This is a genomic window from Candidatus Pelagibacter sp. Uisw_137 (genome assembly GCF_047720245.1).
In the GTDB taxonomy this organism is placed as follows: domain Bacteria; phylum Pseudomonadota; class Alphaproteobacteria; order Pelagibacterales; family Pelagibacteraceae; genus Pelagibacter.
In genome coordinates this window covers 1,388,185-1,403,101 of record NZ_CP159811.1, presented here as the reverse complement: position 1 = coordinate 1,403,101, position 14,917 = coordinate 1,388,185, and the positions used below count along the sequence as shown (strand labels likewise).

Annotated in this window: 17 protein-coding genes and 1 pseudogene; 9 read left to right on the top strand and 9 right to left on the bottom strand. The window is 30.7% G+C overall.

Going from position 1 to position 14,917, the window contains the following annotated elements; all coding sequences use genetic code 11:
• Nucleotides 1-320: 320 nt before the first annotated feature.
• Together rpsT and mutM are read right to left on the bottom strand one after the other, a co-directional pair.
• Nucleotides 321-581 (bottom strand): 30S ribosomal protein S20, encoded by a 261-nt coding sequence (gene rpsT / locus ABXT61_RS07510; RefSeq protein WP_168606866.1) that lies wholly within the window; start codon nt 579-581, stop codon nt 321-323.
• A 50-nt stretch (nt 582-631) separates the two neighbouring features.
• Nucleotides 632-1,495: a bifunctional DNA-formamidopyrimidine glycosylase/DNA-(apurinic or apyrimidinic site) lyase gene (mutM, locus tag ABXT61_RS07505; RefSeq protein ID WP_415315297.1), complete on the bottom strand. Its 864-nt coding sequence runs from the start codon at nt 1,493-1,495 to the stop codon at nt 632-634.
• Nucleotides 1,496-1,530: 35 nt separating this feature from the next.
• Between mutM and ubiE the strand changes: the two are divergent.
• The 6 genes and pseudogenes from ubiE to ABXT61_RS07475 all read left to right on the top strand — a co-directional run bounded on the left by ubiE (nt 1,531) and on the right by ABXT61_RS07475 (nt 6,658).
• A pseudogene (ubiE, locus tag ABXT61_RS07500) lies at nt 1,531-2,234 on the top strand (bifunctional demethylmenaquinone methyltransferase/2-methoxy-6-polyprenyl-1,4-benzoquinol methylase UbiE).
• On the top strand, nt 2,234-3,802 hold the full coding sequence (gene ubiB, locus ABXT61_RS07495) for a 2-polyprenylphenol 6-hydroxylase (protein ID WP_415315296.1): 1,569 nt from the start codon (nt 2,234-2,236) through the stop codon (nt 3,800-3,802). The pseudogene ubiE and the gene ubiB overlap by 1 nt, the downstream one beginning before the upstream one ends.
• An 8-nt stretch (nt 3,803-3,810) precedes the next feature.
• Nucleotides 3,811-5,016 carry a bifunctional phosphopantothenoylcysteine decarboxylase/phosphopantothenate--cysteine ligase CoaBC gene (coaBC, locus tag ABXT61_RS07490; RefSeq protein WP_415315295.1) on the top strand — a complete coding sequence of 402 codons (1,206 nt, stop codon included), beginning with the start codon at nt 3,811-3,813 and terminating at the stop codon, nt 5,014-5,016.
• A 6-nt stretch (nt 5,017-5,022) separates the two neighbouring features.
• Nucleotides 5,023-5,460 carry a dUTP diphosphatase gene (gene dut, locus ABXT61_RS07485; RefSeq protein WP_415315294.1) on the top strand — a complete coding sequence of 146 codons (438 nt, stop codon included), beginning with the start codon at nt 5,023-5,025 and terminating at the stop codon, nt 5,458-5,460.
• Nucleotides 5,457-6,212: a HesA/MoeB/ThiF family protein gene (locus ABXT61_RS07480; RefSeq protein WP_415315293.1), complete on the top strand. Its 756-nt coding sequence runs from the start codon at nt 5,457-5,459 to the stop codon at nt 6,210-6,212. Before dut ends, ABXT61_RS07480 begins: the two co-directional genes overlap by 4 nt.
• The gene (locus ABXT61_RS07475) at nt 6,209-6,658 is read left to right on the top strand and encodes an SH3 domain-containing protein (protein ID WP_415315292.1); all 450 of its coding nucleotides are present in this window, start codon (nt 6,209-6,211) and stop codon (nt 6,656-6,658) included. Before ABXT61_RS07480 ends, ABXT61_RS07475 begins: the two co-directional genes overlap by 4 nt.
• Here the strand turns inward: ABXT61_RS07475 and ABXT61_RS07470 are convergent.
• The 4 genes from ABXT61_RS07470 to ABXT61_RS07455 form a co-directional block, all read right to left on the bottom strand.
• Nucleotides 6,651-7,244: a DUF3501 family protein gene (locus ABXT61_RS07470; RefSeq protein WP_415315291.1), complete on the bottom strand. Its 594-nt coding sequence runs from the start codon at nt 7,242-7,244 to the stop codon at nt 6,651-6,653. The genes ABXT61_RS07475 and ABXT61_RS07470 overlap by 8 nt on opposite strands.
• A gap of 2 nt (nt 7,245-7,246) precedes the next feature.
• Nucleotides 7,247-8,578, bottom strand: coding sequence for a (Fe-S)-binding protein (locus ABXT61_RS07465; protein WP_415315290.1), 1,332 nt, complete (start codon nt 8,576-8,578; stop codon nt 7,247-7,249).
• A gap of 57 nt (nt 8,579-8,635) precedes the next feature.
• Nucleotides 8,636-9,052 carry a rubrerythrin family protein gene (locus ABXT61_RS07460; protein WP_271512302.1) on the bottom strand — a complete coding sequence of 139 codons (417 nt, stop codon included), beginning with the start codon at nt 9,050-9,052 and terminating at the stop codon, nt 8,636-8,638.
• A 104-nt stretch (nt 9,053-9,156) separates the two neighbouring features.
• On the bottom strand, nt 9,157-9,585 hold the full coding sequence (locus ABXT61_RS07455) for a Fur family transcriptional regulator (protein WP_415315289.1): 429 nt from the start codon (nt 9,583-9,585) through the stop codon (nt 9,157-9,159).
• Nucleotides 9,586-9,658: 73 nt separating this feature from the next.
• Between ABXT61_RS07455 and fabA the strand changes: the two genes are divergently transcribed.
• Genes fabA through ABXT61_RS07440 form a run of 3 tightly spaced genes read left to right on the top strand, consistent with a single transcriptional unit; the run spans nt 9,659 to nt 12,156 of the window.
• On the top strand, nt 9,659-10,159 hold the full coding sequence (fabA, locus tag ABXT61_RS07450; RefSeq protein WP_415315288.1) for a bifunctional 3-hydroxydecanoyl-ACP dehydratase/trans-2-decenoyl-ACP isomerase: 501 nt from the start codon (nt 9,659-9,661) through the stop codon (nt 10,157-10,159).
• Nucleotides 10,159-11,370 (top strand): beta-ketoacyl-ACP synthase I, encoded by a 1,212-nt coding sequence (gene fabB / locus ABXT61_RS07445; protein WP_415315287.1) that lies wholly within the window; start codon nt 10,159-10,161, stop codon nt 11,368-11,370. Before fabA ends, fabB begins: the two co-directional genes overlap by 1 nt.
• On the top strand, nt 11,371-12,156 hold the full coding sequence (locus ABXT61_RS07440; protein WP_415315286.1) for an enoyl-ACP reductase: 786 nt from the start codon (nt 11,371-11,373) through the stop codon (nt 12,154-12,156). It begins immediately after the preceding gene.
• A 58-nt stretch (nt 12,157-12,214) separates the two neighbouring features.
• Here the strand turns inward: ABXT61_RS07440 and ABXT61_RS07435 are convergent, their stop codons facing one another.
• From ABXT61_RS07435 to rpsO, 3 genes are read right to left on the bottom strand one after another with little or no spacing between them, the layout of a single operon-like run.
• On the bottom strand, nt 12,215-12,535 hold the full coding sequence (locus ABXT61_RS07435; protein ID WP_415315285.1) for a SemiSWEET transporter: 321 nt from the start codon (nt 12,533-12,535) through the stop codon (nt 12,215-12,217).
• A gap of 29 nt (nt 12,536-12,564) precedes the next feature.
• Entirely contained in the window at nt 12,565-14,637 is a 2,073-nt protein-coding gene (gene pnp / locus ABXT61_RS07430; RefSeq protein ID WP_415315284.1) for a polyribonucleotide nucleotidyltransferase, read from the bottom strand.
• A 21-nt stretch (nt 14,638-14,658) separates the two neighbouring features.
• Entirely contained in the window at nt 14,659-14,907 is a 249-nt protein-coding gene (rpsO, locus tag ABXT61_RS07425; RefSeq protein ID WP_415278299.1) for a 30S ribosomal protein S15, read from the bottom strand.
• Nucleotides 14,908-14,917 lie beyond the last annotated feature (10 nt).

The following is a 14,917-nucleotide window of genomic DNA, read 5'->3' as shown; positions in this document are numbered from 1 at the left end:
AATTTAGTAAAAGTAAAAATAAATAAAATCTATAGGTAAATCATTCCTAACAAGAATAATTATTTTTTAAATGCCGCTATAATATTATAACCACGGAGTGGTCTGTTTTCACTCTTAGAAATTATTTTTGCCACAGTGTTATTTAATTGAACAATTAATTTAACCATTAAGTTTTACAAATTTAAAATCTATGAGTGTATGATTTATAAATTATGTTTCTTATTATTTTACTAAATCTATATGTAGTTAATCTAGAAGTAGAATTTCTTATATGGTGTGAATACTATTAGTTGAAATTTAAAATCTCTTTATATAATCAATTATAAAGCTGAGATTTTCTTTGTTATTCTTGAAATATTTCTTGAGGCATTTGCTTTCTTTATAATTCCAGTTTTTGCAACTTTCATTAATTCAGAGTTCAACTTTGGCAAAAATTTTAAGGCTTCATCTTTTTTCTTTTCAACTAGAAGTAGATTCATTTTTTTTATAGCATTTCTATACTTACTCTTACGAGCCTTATTAACCAGGGTTTGCGTAGCAATTTTTCTAATTCTTTTAATTGCTGATTTTGTGTTTGCCATAAGCGCAGTGGTATAGCTTGAGAATTTATACTGGTCAATAGAATAATTCCCTATTTTTGGCAAGTATTACAAAAGAAAGTTGATCTATTAGATATAAATATTTTCTGAATTTTTCCATCACATTTATTTCTGAGGCAGCTTAGGTTTTCTCTTTGATAAACTCTAAATTCTTTTTGGAAGTTTCCACTTTTTCCCATGGTATTTTTAAAATCTCGAATACTTGACCCTCCTTTTTTAATAGCTCTATTAAGTATAGTTTTTGAATAAGTTATAATTTTTTTACAATTTTGCTTGGTTAACTTTGATGCATAGGTAGTTGGATTAATTTTGCATAAAAATAAAATTTCACTAGCATAAATATTTCCAATTCCTGATACAAATTTTTGATCTAATAAGAAACTTTTTATATCTTTTTTTTTATTTGTGAAATAACCAACTAAATATTCTAAATTAAAATTTTTAAAAAAAGGTTCTGGCCCTAAATGACTAAATTTTTTTTCAAGCTCCTTCTTATTTTCTATAAATTTAAAAAAACCAAATCTTCTAGGATCATTGTATATAACTCGTAAACCCTCAAAATGAATTTCAACATGGTTATGTTTCTTTGGGAGGCTTGGTGAGTTATAAAAACTAGTATTGGTAAACTTACTAGTATTATTTTTTTTTATCAAATGAACGGTCCCAGACATCCCCAAATGAATTAAACAAAAAGACTGATCAGAAAAATTCAAGATCAAATACTTTGAAAATCTAGTTACTTTTTTTATAATTTTATTTTTTAATAACTCTTCAAATTTTAGAGGAATTTTAAACCTTAAGTTTCTATTCGTAATTATTATTTTTTTGATTTTTTTACGCTCTATTTTTTTAGATAACGATTGTTTGACTATTTCTACTTCTGGTAATTCTGGCATTTGAGACTATATTATCAATAAATAATAAATTTAATATGCAACAATATCTCCAAAATAAAAAAGGCCTTGTCCAAAGTGTCTTTGATAATGTCTATGACAAATATGATTTAATGAATGACTTTATGTCATTAGGAGTTCATAGAATTTGGAAAAAAGATCTATTAAGTTGGATGAACCCTTCAAATAATAAAACTTTAATTGATGTTGCCTGCGGTACTGGAGATCTTGGTAAACTTTTTTTAGATGCAACTGATAAAAATGGTGAAATATTTTGTGTTGATCCAAATAAAGGAATGATTGGTAAAGGCAAAGAAAAGTTAAGTACTTATAAAAATATAAATTGGATAATTGCTCCAGCTGAAAAGTTGCCTATTAAAGATAATTCTTGTGATTACTACACAATTAGTTTTGGGCTACGAAACACTAAAAATCTAAACAAAGCTCTATCAGAAGCTTATAGAGTTTTAAAACCAGGAGGTCGTTATTTATGTTTAGAATTTTCTAAAATTCAAAACTCTAATTTGGACTTTATATATAAAAATTATTCAAAACTTATTCCTTTGGTTGGAAAAGCTATAGTTGGACAAAAAAATCTTATGAATATCTAATTAAAAGTATTGAAGAGTTTATTAATCAAGAAGAGTTAATCGATTTAATGAATAAAAATAAATTTGTTAACTGTAGTTATAGAAATTTATCAGGTGGAATTGTAGCTATCCATTCAGGCTGGAAAATCTAATGTTAAAAAAAATATTCATTTTATTTAAATTAGGAAGAAAATTAGCTCGTTCTGATATATTAGCTATTCTTTCTAAATTTAAAAAACCACCATTAGCAATTAAGATTCTCTTTCAAATACTTTCATTTTCTTTTTCTCCACCTAATAGGACTAATTTAAATGAAAATGAAGGAGCAAGACTTTCTAAGTCACTACAATCAATGGGAACTACATTTATTAAGTTAGGACAATTTTTGGTTACTAGACCTGATATTATCGGAGATGATTTAGCAAAACAATTAGAGGGCTTACAAGATAGGTTGCCAGCTTTTACTTTAGCTGAAGCAAAAGCAATAATTAAAAAAGACCTAGGAGATGATACTTTCAATTCAATCATTGATTTAAGTGAACCAGTTGCAGCAGCTTCAATAGCACAAGTTCATAAAGCAAAAATAAATGACAATGGGACCATAAAAGATGTTGCTATTAAAATTTTGAGACCAGATATAAAAAAAGTATTTAATGAAGAGATAGATGCTTTGATGCTTTTTGCTTTTATGGTTGAGTCATTTATAAAAAAAACAAAGAGACTAAAATTGGTAGAAGTAGTTTTTCTTCTTAAAGAAATAACTAATTTAGAAATGGATTTAAGATTTGAGGCAGCGGCTGCAAATGAATATGCTGAAAATACAAAGAATGATGCAGGTTTTAGAGTTCCTGCTATTTATTGGAATTTTACAAGCGAAAATGTCATGACACTTGATTGGGTTGATGGTGTTTCTATTCGTGAAACAGAAGATTTACAAAAAAGAAACATAGATACTAAGAGAATAGCCTCTGATGTTATTCAGCATTTTTTAAGACATGCTGTCAGAGATGGTTTTTTTCATGCTGATATGCATCAAGGAAACATATTCATTGACGATAATGGGCAAATTGTTCCTATAGATTTTGGAATAATGGGGAGATTAGATGACCTTAGCAAAAGATTTTTAGCTGAAATTTTATTTGGATTTATTCAAAGAGACTACAAAAAAGTTGCTGAGGTACATTTGGTTGCTGGTCTTGTTCCTAAGGATGTGCCTGTTAATGATTTAGCACAAGCATTAAGATCAATTGGTGAGCCAATCTTTGGTCAATCCGTAAAAGATATTTCTGGAGGTAAATTATTAAAACAACTTTTTGAAGTTACTGAAAAATTTAACATGCAAACTCAGCCACAATTATTAATGTTACAAAAAACAATGGTAGTTGTTGAGGGTGTGGCTAGAAAACTTAACCCTAATACCAATATATGGGAAACTTCAAAACCAGTTTTAGAAAATTGGTTAAGAGAAACAAAAGATCCAATTAACACCTTAAACGAAAGTTTAAAAAGTACTACTGAAGTAATTAAAAGATTGCCTGATTTTCCAGAAATTATGGATAAGGCTAATCAAGCTTTAACGTTTTTAGCAAGTGGACAGATCCCACAAAATTCAAATTCATTTACCGCCTTAAATGAAAAGAGATCTGAAATGACTACCTTTAGAAATCAGTCTATTGTTGGTTTATTACTGCTTGTAATTTTTGGTCTAGTAGTATTTTAATTCGCACAATGAATAATATATCTGAAAAAAAAATACTTTTAATAATATGCGGTGGCATATCTGCTTACAAAAGTTTGGAATTAATCAGATCTTTAAAAAAATTAGATGCAAAGGTTAAAACTATTCTTACTAAAAGTGCCAAAGAATTTGTAACTCCTTTGTCCGTTGCCTCACTATCTCAAGAAAAAGTTTATGATGACTTATTTAGCCCTGAAAATGAGGCTGAAATGGATCATATTTCACTATCTAGATGGGCAGACTTAATTGTTGTGGCTCCAGCTACAGCTAATACAATTTCAAAATTGAGCGCAGGATCTTCTGAAGATCTGGCTTCAACCGTAATTTTAGCTTCTGATAAAGATATTTTTTTAACACCAGCTATGAATGTTAGAATGTGGGAACACCCATCAACTAAAGAAAATCTTAAAAAACTAAAATCATTTGATTATAAAATTATAGGTCCTGAAATTGGTGATATGGCCTGTGGAGAATTTGGTGAAGGGAAAATGACTGAACCAGTTAACATTGTTCAAGAAATTAATTCATACTTTAGTGAATTAAATAAAAATTATAAACTAAAAGCCTTAATAACGGCTGGACCAACTAATGAGTATATTGACCCTGTAAGATTTATAACAAATAAATCTTCTGGAAAACAAGGGTATGCCTTAGCAAAAGCATTTGCTAAAAAAGGTTTTCAAACTACTTTAATTTCTGGACCTACAAATTTAGAAGTGGGCAGCAATATAAACTTAATTAAAATAGAAACTGCAGATGAGATGTTTAAAGCTACACAAGATAATCTACCAGCAGATGTAGCAATTTTTTCAGCAGCTGTTGCTGACTTTAAGGCTAAAGAAATAAATAATAGTAAAATAAAAAAACGGGAAAAATTAAATTTAGAACTAGAAAAAAATATTGATATTTTAAATTATGTATCAAAACATAATTCTCTTAGACCAAAGTTGGTAATTGGATTTGCTGCAGAAACTAATAATGTGGAAGAAAATGCAAAAAAAAAATTAGAAGAAAAAAATTGTGACTGGATAATAGCAAATGATGTTTCCAATAAAGCAATTGGATTTGACTCCAATTTTAATGAAGTTTCAATTTATTATAGAGATAAAAATATGGATAATGAAAGGCTTACAATAAAAAGTAAATCTGAAATTTCTGATGAAATAGTTGATAGAGTTATTAAAAAATTAAATTAAAATTCAGTGGCTAAAGTATTAATCAAAAAATTAAATCCTAAAGTAGAATTGCCTGCTTACAAAACAGATGGTGCTTCAGGTATGGATTTGATGGCTTTTATAGAGGAGCCTATTAGAATAGCCCCTAATAGCTCATATTTAGTTCCTACAGGCCTTTCAATGGCATTTTCAGAGGATTATGAAGTCCAAATTCGTCCTAGATCTGGTTTGGCTGCTAAAAAGAGTATTACAGTTTTAAATACTCCAGGAACAATTGATAGCGATTATAGAGGAGAAATTAAAGTTATACTTTTTAATCATGGTAAAGAAGATTTCCTTATCAACAATAAAGATAGAATAGCACAAATGATCTTAATGCCTGTAATTAAAATGGAGCTTGAAGAAAAAGATAATTTGCCTGATACATTACGAGGTGATGGTGGATTTGGTTCAACAGGTAAATGAATAACCAATTAAGAAAAGCATCAATAGAGAGATACTCGAGACAAATAGTACTAAGGGATATTGGCACTATAGGACAAAAAAAAATTATATCTGCAAAAGTTTTAATTGTTGGAATGGGTGGCTTAGGATCTCCTGTTGCTGGATTTCTTGCAAGAGCTGGTGTTGGTTTGATAGGAATAGTTGACGATGATAAAGTTAGTTTGTCCAATCTACACAGACAAAGTCTTTATAATACCAGTGATATAGGAAAATTTAAAGTTCAAGTAGCAAGGGGTAAAATTAAAAAAATAAACCCAAGTATTAAAATTAAGATTTACAAAATAAGACTAAATAAAAATAATTTTAAGAAAATTATAAAAGATTATGATTATATAGTTGATGGCTCTGATAATTTTTCCACAAAATTTTTATTAAATGATTTTTGTTATAAATTTAAAAAAATACTTGTAACTGGAGCTATAAGTAAATTTGACGGTCATATATTCACCTTTAATTTTAAGAATAAAAAAATCCCATGTTTAAGATGTTTTTTTCAAGACTCTGATATTTCAGATGATTTAATAAATTGTGAGTCAGAAGGTATTCTTGGTACTGTTGCTGGTATAATTGGAACTATACAAGCAAACGAAGTTTTAAAGAAAATACTTGGTATTGGAAAGAGTCTTGATGGATATATTTTTATCTTAGATTTATTACAATTAAATTTTAGAAAAGTTAAACTTAAAAAAAGAAAAAACTGTTTTTGTAAATGATAAAAAAAATAGCTATTTGCGCTTTGTATCTATCAGTTTTATTTGGTCAATTTTCAATAGCAGAAGAAAAGTTTCTTTCTTTAAAAAAAAGTAAAGTAAATGTTCGATATGGACCAAGTTTTGATTCAGAGATCAAATATATTTATAAAAAAATAAATTTACCAATAAAACAAATAGATCAAAAAGAAAATTTTAGAAGAATTGTAGACTTAAAAAATAATAGTGGATGGATCCATGTTTCTCAGGTTAAAAAATCAAACTCTATTATCATCTTAGAAGACAAAATCTTATATAAAAAACCATCTAACTTTTCAAAACCAATAGTCAAACTAGAAAAAGGAAGACTATTAGTTTTAAAAAAATGTGAGAATATATGGTGTAATGTGAAGACTGATGATTATTCAGGTTGGGTGAAAACTGAAAATATTTGGGGTTCTATTAAATAAAATCTGCACATAGTGATTTAACACTATTTTCAGCTAGTTTTGTGGTGTGAGTGTACTCTTTATGATCGATTCCAAGTTCAATGGTTGTGCTATCTGACTTAAATTTAGAAATTTGATCATCATTTAATTTAAAATGGATAAACTGCACTGAAGAAGCTTTTCCTTCTGCTGATGTTCTGTCAACATCTTCTTCTGGAACAGCCTTAACAATTTCATCATTAATTTTTATGAATATTTTTTCTTCAATTCCTCCAACTTTACCTAAAAATGCAGCTCTTGAAATTGGATTATCAATTTCAAACATTAGTGTAGCTGTAAGTTCTTTTCCATTTGGAACTAAAGGGTTGTAAGCTATTAATTCATCTTTTAATTGCTCATCTCCTCCTTTTTCGATGTGAAGCATTTCTTGAACTTGGGCAACCATAGTTTCAAAACTTTCAAAATAAAAAGTGGCATAAGGACCAAGTGCTATTCTTCTATCTTTTTTAAACTCAACTAAATCTTTTCTAATTTGTTTTCTGCTTTTTGCATAAACATCAGATGGTAATAAATCTTGTTTTTCTATTTGTCTTTTTTCTTTGCTCATAATTATAATCTATAACTCTTTGCCATTAATTCGATAGGATGAAGTGCCTCATCATTTGCAATATTTGTATCTGTTTCTAATTGTTTTAAATGTTTACCTGCCAAAGGACAATCTGAAGCCATATATTTATTGTTTTTATTTTTAATTTGTCTTGCTGTTGGTGTTCCAACTTTTACAGCTAAATCGTGAGTTTCCTTCATCACACCAAAAGTTCCCCCATGACCAGCACATCTTTCAACAACATCCATTTTTATATTAGGGATAAATTTAAGCATATCTCTAGATTTAATACCCATGTTTTGTGCTCTTGCATGACATGCGTTGTGAACTGTAACTCCACCATCAATTTCTTGTAAACCTTCTGCTAGGCCTTCCTTTTGTGCTATATCAACGATATATTCATCTATGTCACTAACACTTTTTGAAAGTTTTTTAATATTTTCGTCATTTGGCAATAGTAAAGGCCATTCAAATTTTAACATTAGACCACAACTGGCTGTTAAAGTAATAATTTGATAACCCTTGTCTACCCACTCCAATAAATCTTTGGAAACTTTTTTGGCTTGCTCTACAACTTTTGGTAAATCTGCTTGCTCAAGATAAGGCATTCCACAACAACCTGGATAAGCTTCTTGAACTTCTACTCCATTTTTCTTTAAAACTTTTAATGCAGCTACGCCTGTATCTTTTTTATTAAAATTAACAAAGCATGTTGAATAAATTACAACTTTTCTATCTTTAGATGGCGCTTCACTGTTTGTTAGAATATTATTTTTTTTAAAATAATTTGTAAATGTTTCTGAATTATAAGTGGGAAGCTTAACTCTCATATCAATTCCAGCAACCAATTCTAATATTTTTCTAAAGAATTTATTTTTAATGTTTGATGCCCAGTTTATTAATGATGATAGCATTACACCAATTTTTGCATTTCTATCAATTTGAGCTAGTTGCGCAGGCACTGCCGGCAATTTATTTAATTTTTTTTGAGCTGTTCTATATCTCAACATTAAATGAGGAAAGTCTAAATCAAAATCATGTGGCGGAACATAAGGACACTTGGTCATAAAGCACATATCACATAAAGTACAAGCGTCTACTACAGGTTCAAACTGTTCACTTTTTAAACTTTCTACATCCTCATTTTCTGACTCATCTATCATGTCAAATAATTTTGGAAACGAGTCACATAAATTAAAGCACCTTCTACATCCATGGCAGATGTCGAATGCTCTTCTCATTTCGTCATCTAATTTTTTGGGGTCTAAAAAATCAGGATGCTCAAAATTAATTGGGTGCCTAATGGGTGCATCTATACTGCCTTCTTTGCTCATATTTAAAATTTTAGGATTTAATGGTGGGGAAGAACCCCACCATAAATTAAGTCTTATTTACGCAATAGATTCTAATGTTTTTTGGAATTTACCTGCGTGTGATTTTTCAGCTTTTGCTAAAGTTTCAAACCAATCAGCAATTTCTGAAAAGCCTTCTTCTCTAGCTGTTTTTGCCATACCTGGGTACATGTCTGTATACTCATGTGTTTCACCTTGTACCGCTGAAGCTAAATTCGCTTTAGTCTCACCAATCGGTAATCCTGTAGCTGGGTCTCCAACTTCTTCAAGATACTCAAGGTGTCCATGTGCATGACCTGTTTCACCTTCAGCTGTAGATCTAAATACAGATGCTACGTCGTTATAACCTTCAATATCTGCTTTTTGAGCGAAATATAAATAACGTCTGTTTGCTTGGCTCTCACCTGCAAATGCATCTTTTAAGTTTTCTTCTGTTTTACTTCCTTTTAATGACATATTTTTCTCCTTAATGATTATGATGTATATATAATCGTTCTAAACTATATGTCAACAGTTTAGAATTATTTTAATGTAAATATTAAGTTATTGAAATTATTGAACTATTTTTGAGTTTGATTATCAGTTGCAACTTTAATTAATACTTCTACTGATTTAATTTTTTTTCCTGTGATATTTCTTTTTATATTCACAGAATCAATATCTTCGTTACTACAATCAATGAGCTCATTACTGTCTTCGTCAAAAAAATGGTGATGTTCGGTTACGTTAGTATCAAAATAACTTTTGTCTGCATTGATAGAAATTTCTTTTAGGTATCCTTTTTTTTTAAATGCATGAATTGTATTATAAACTGTTGCTAAAGAAATTTTTTCACTCAACTTATCCTCAATAATTTTAGTCAAATCATTTATTGTAAAGTGAAAGGTTTTTTCAGGTGAAAATAATACTTCACAAATTTTTAGTCTCTGTCTTGTTGGTCTTAAGCCAGATTCTCTTAATTTTTTAGTGTATATACTTATATTATTCATTATTGTTTATAATAGTTCTAAACTATTTCTATATTATAATCACGATAAATCAAGTATTAAGGGACTGAAATTTATGAAAAAAAACTCATTCACATACAATGAGCTAATAAGCTGCGGAAATGGCGAACTTTTTGGCCCAGGTAATGCAAAATTACCACTTCCACCAATGCTCATGTTTGATAGAATAACTGAAATCAACGAGGACAATGGTACTTTTAGTAAAGGCTCTTTAAAAGCAGAGCTTGATATCAAAGAAGACCTTTGGTTTTTTGATTGTCACTTTAAAGGAGACCCTGTTATGCCAGGTTGTCTTGGGCTAGATGCTATGTGGCAACTAGTTGGTTTTTATCTTGGCTGGCTTGGTAATCCAGGTAAAGGGAGAGCTTTAGGAGTGAGTACAGTAAAATTCACTGGTGAAGTTTTACAAAATGTTAAAAATGTAAGATATGAAATTGATATGAAAAAAGTTATGGCACCAGGTGGAACAACAGTTGGTCTTGCAAATGGTTTAGTATTTGCCGATGACAAAAAAATATATTCAGCAGAAAGTTTAAAAGTGGGGTTATTTAAATAATGAGAAGAGTAGTAGTTACAGGTTTGGGAGTTGTTTCTTGTTTAGGTAATAATCAAGAAGAAGTTTATCAGTCTCTTTTAAATTCAAAATCTGGAATATCTTTTTGTGAGGAATACAAAGAACACAATTTAAGAAGTCATATTCACGGCAAACCAAATATTAAACTTGAAGATCATGTTGATAGAAAAACTATCAGATTTATGGGCTCTGGATCTGCATATAATTACATTGCAATGAAAGAAGCTATTAAAGACTCAGGATTAGAGGATAAAGATGTAAGTAATTTTAAAACTGGAATAGTTATGGGTTCTGGTGGTCCTTCAATAGAAAATGTGGTTTTATCTGTTGATAAGACTAGAGCTAAGACACCAAAATTGATGGGGCCATTTATTGTCCCAAGAACTATGGCTAGTACATCTTCAGCAACTCTTGCTGTACCTTTTAAAATCAAAGGAGTTAATTATACGATGAGTTCTGCATGTGCAACTAGTGGACACTGCATCGGCCATGCAAGCGAATTAATCCAAATGGGAAAACAGGATGTTGTATTTGCAGGTGGAAGTGAAGAATTACACTGGGCGATGACTGCAATGTTTGATGCTATGACTGCTTTGTCTTCTAAATACAATGATGCACCTGAAACTGCTTCTAGAGCTTACGATAAAACTAGAGATGGCTTTGTAATAGCAGGTGGTGGTGGAGTTTTAGTGCTTGAGGAGTACGAGCATGCAAAAGCTAGAGGTGCAAACATATATGCTGAATTAACAGGCTATGGCGCGACTTCTGACGGGTATGATATGGTAGCCCCATCAGGTGAAGGTGCTGTTAGATGTATGAAGATGGCTTTAGCGACAGCTAAAAATAAAATGGACTACTTAAACACTCATGGAACATCAACTCCAGTTGGAGATATAACAGAGCTTAGAGGTGTTGGAGAAGCATTTGGTGCCGAGGTACCAAAAATTAGTTCTACTAAATCTCTTTCTGGTCACCCACTAGGTGCTGCTTCAGCTCATGAAGCAATTTACAGTTTAATCATGATGAAAAATAGTTTCATTACAGCTTCAGCTAATATCACTGACATGGATGATGAAGCTAAAAAATTTCCAATCATAACTAAGACTGAAACAGGTGTTAAATTAAACTCTGTAATGTCTAACAGTTTTGGTTTTGGTGGAACAAATGCAACTTTGATTTTTGAAAAGGTTTAAATGAGTTTAATGAAAGGTAAAAGAGGATTGATCATGGGAGTTGCCAATGAAAGATCAATTGCTTGGGGCATTTCACAAAAATTAGCAGAAGCTGGAGCAGAACTTGCATTCACTTATCTTGGTGATGCACTAAAGAAAAGGGTAATTCCTTTAGCAGAAAAATTAAATTCAAAAGCTACATTTAGTTGTGATGTTGAGAATAAAGAAGAGGTAATAAAACTTTTTGAAGATATTAAATCTGAATGGGGACAAATTGATTTTGTAGTTCACGCAGTTGCTTTTTCAGATAAATCAGAATTGTCAGGTGAATATCTAAATACAACTAGAGAAAATTTTTTAAGAAGTATGTTAATTTCATGTTTTTCATTTACAGAAGTTGCAAAAGAAGCATCTAAATTAATGAAAGTAGGCGGAAGTATGTTAACTTTAACTTACGAATCAACTAAAGCTATTCCAAATTATAACGTAATGGGTGTTTGTAAATCTGCTCTTGAGGCAAGTGTTAAGTACCTTGCAAGAGATTTAGGAGCAAAAGGTATGAGAGTAAATGCTATAAGTGCCGGACCTATTAAAACTTTAGCAGCTTCTGCTATTGGGGATGCAAAATTTTTATATAAATGGAATGAGGACCATTCCTTCCTAAAAAGAAATGTAGATATTCATGATGTTGGAAACTCAGCATTATATCTATTAAGCGACCTTGCAGCTGGTGTTACTGGTGAAATTCACTACGTAGATGCTGGATATAACAAGGTTGGGATGCCAGATCCTAAGAATATTACCTAAAATATAGTTAAATTTAGTTAAAAATATTAGAGGCGATTATGTTATCAAGTACTTAGGTCTATTTATATTTAATCTTATAAATTAAAATAAAAAAACTTAAAATAAGAGTTATAGTATTTGCTAACATGATGGGAACTGAAGAAATAACTACTCCATAAATAAGCCAACAAAAAGTTCCAATTGTAAAAATTAGAAACATATATAACGAAATATCCTTTGTACTTTTAGATTTATAAACCTTAATTGCTTGAGGTAAAAAAGAAATTGTAGTGCAAAATGCTGCAAAAAAACCAATATATTTTAATATAAAATTTAGTATCATAATTTTTTTTGGGCGTTCTTTTGTCAGGTACCCCATAAAAAACCCCAGAACTTTCATTCCAGGGTTTAGAATTTTAATTTAAAGTATTATTCAGCAGCTTGTTTCATAGAAAGTTTAACTTTGCCTCTATCAAAACCAATCACCTTAACTTTTACTTCATCACCTTCTTTGACAACATCAGTAACTTTTTCTACTCTTTTAGCAGCAAGTTCTGAGATGTGAACAAGACCATCTTGTTTACCTAAGAAGTTAACAAATGCACCAAACTCCATAATTTTCATTACTTTACCTGAATAAATTTTATTTAGTTCAGCTTTTGCTGTGATGTCTTTAATCATTTGCATAGCAATGTTTCTAGACTCTTCGTCGGGAGCAGCAACAGTTACTACTCCTTCATCATTCACATCAACTTTAGCTCCTGATTTTTCAACAATTTCTCTAATTGTTGCTCCACCTTTTCCAATAACAGCTGCGATATCTTTTTTATCAACAGTAACTTGTTCCATTTTTGGAGTATGTTCGCCAACATCAGCTCTTGATTCACTTAAAGCTTTATTCATTTCTCCTAAGATATGAACTCTTCCTTCTTTAGCCTGCTTTAAAGCCTGCTCCATGATTTCAAATGTGATACCTGTAATTTTGATATCCATTTGAAGTGAAGTAATTCCATCTTTGGTTCCAGCAACTTTAAAGTCCATGTCTCCAAGATGATCTTCATCACCTAAGATGTCTGATAAAACACTAAAGTCATCACCTTCTTTAATTAGTCCCATTGCAATGCCTGCTACCGGTTCTTTGATTGGAACACCTGCATCCATAAGTGCAAGAGATGCACCACAAACACTTGCCATTGAAGAAGAGCCGTTAGATTCAGTAATCTCTGACACTATTCTAAAAGTGTATGGAAATGCTTCTTTTGAGGGTAATGAGGAGTTAATTGCCCTCCAAGCTAGTTTACCATGACCAACTTCACGTCTTCCAGTTCCGATTCTTCCCGTTTCACCGACTGAGAAAGGTGGGAAGTTATAATGAAGCATAAATCTTTCTCTATGTTGTCCATCTAAACTTTCTAATCTTTGCTCGTCATCAGATGTACCCAAGGTAGTAACAACAATCGCTTGTGTTTCCCCTCTAGTAAATAAAGCTGATCCGTGAGTTCTTGGTAAAACACCAACTTCACACTCAATAGCTCTTACATCAGCTAAACCTCTACCATCTATTCTTTTTTTATTTTTAAGAATATCAGTTCTAACAATTTTCTTTTCAAGATTTTTTAATTCATCATTAACATTAAAATCAGAATAGTTTTCATTGTCTGCAAAAAGCTGTTTTGCTTTATCAGAAATTTCTGAAATTTGATTTGATCTATCTTGTTTGTCTATTGTTGCAAAAGCTTTTGTTAAATCAGCTGTAAAGTTTTCTTCAAGTTTTTTCTTAACTTCAGATAAATCTTTTTTTTCAACAGTCCATTCTGGCTTTCTGCATTCTTTTGCAAGTTCCTCAATCATTTTGATCACTGGAACAAAACCTTCATGACCAAATTTAACTGCATCTAACATTACTTCTTCTGTTAGGCCTGATGTTTCTGACTCAACCATAAGTACAGCATCTTTAGTACCTGCTACAACTAAATCCAAAGTGGAGTTTTCTAATTCTGCTTTTGATGGGTTTAATATGTATTTTCCATCAACTAAACCAACTCTAGAAGCACCCACAGGACCCATAAACGGCATTCCTGAAATAGCTAGCGCTGCTGAAGAAGCTGTAATTGCTAAAATATCTGGTTGATTGTCTTTGTCATATGAAATTACCGTTGGTAACAACTGAACTTCATTTTTAAATTCACTTGGAAACAAAGGTCTGATTGGTCTATCAATTAATCTTGAGATCAATTGTTCACTTTCAGTTGGTCTTGCTTCTCTTTTAAAATATCCACCAGGAATTTTACCACCTGCATAATATTTTTCTTGGTAATTTACAGATAGAGGAAAATAATCCATATCTGGATTTACTTTTTTTGCTCCTACTACTGTTGCTAAAATAACTGTTTCACCACATGAAGCAATGATTGCTCCGTCTGCTTGTCTTGCTACTTTACCTGTTTCTAAACTTATCTTCTTTCCTGCTACTTCAATTTCTTTCTTATATACTTTGAACATCTATTTTCCGTTTCCTTCTATCTATTTTCTTAAATTTAATTGTGTTAATACATTTTTGTAAGAATCGAATTTATTTTTCTTTAAATATTCTAACAATTTTTTTCTTCTATTTACTGCTCTTAACAATCCAACCGAAGAGTGTTTATCTTTTTTGAATTGCTTAATGTGCGCTGAAAGAGTTTCAATTTTACCTGTTAATAATGCAATTTGTACTTCTGAAGAACCAGTGTCCTTCTCGTGCATTTTTAATTCTTCTGCTTTATTCGTCATACTATTTATT